Origin of the sequence: Alcanivorax profundi (assembly GCF_003597125.1) — a bacterium.
Classification (GTDB): domain Bacteria; phylum Pseudomonadota; class Gammaproteobacteria; order Pseudomonadales; family Alcanivoracaceae; genus Alcanivorax; species Alcanivorax profundi.
In genome coordinates this window covers 1-573 of sequence record NZ_QYYA01000068.1, presented here as the reverse complement: position 1 = coordinate 573, position 573 = coordinate 1, and the positions used below count along the sequence as shown (strand labels likewise).

General features: G+C 37.9%; 1 protein-coding gene. It reads right to left on the bottom strand.

Going from position 1 to position 573, the window contains the following annotated elements; translation table 11 throughout:
- The coding region (locus tag D4A39_RS16900) for a hypothetical protein (protein WP_147393954.1) at positions 1 to 197 on the bottom strand (197 nt) is incomplete at its 3' end.
- Between the last annotated feature and the right edge of the window lie 376 nt (positions 198 to 573).

Here is a 573-nt window from a genome sequence, read left to right as displayed (position 1 = left end):
TTGCCATGCATCTTACGCCTACGGGCTTGCAGTTCTCCAGTAAGCTTGTCAACCTGATCCTGCAAACCGGCAATCTTACGATCTGCCTCTGCCTGTAGTTCCTTCTGCTTATTACCCAAGGCAATATTGGCATCCAGAAGTGTCTGGACTGTCTGAACCAATTCCTTTATCTGATCTAGATATTGCTTACGTTCCATATCCGATAATCCATTACTTGCCGAAGAATTGTCTACCTCCAGCAAGTAATTGGAATGCATTATCATGCGCTCTATGTCTATATGTATATCTGCCATAATATGAAACGTTTGCAGATGCAAAGATAATCATATTATGAGACTCCACAAAACGCATAAAACTTATTTAACAATCTGATATTCAGCGTTTTACGCTGTTTTAGAGACTTAACCTTAGTCGTAATACCACCCTATGTCAGACATGTTTGCAGTATCGCAAAACATCGAAAACAGGGCTTAACAAGCCAACCTTAAAGATTTCTGCAACGATCTGAATATCATTTACTTAACTCTATTTTACTAAAAAAACGAATACGTATTTTTAGAAAATTAACTATCA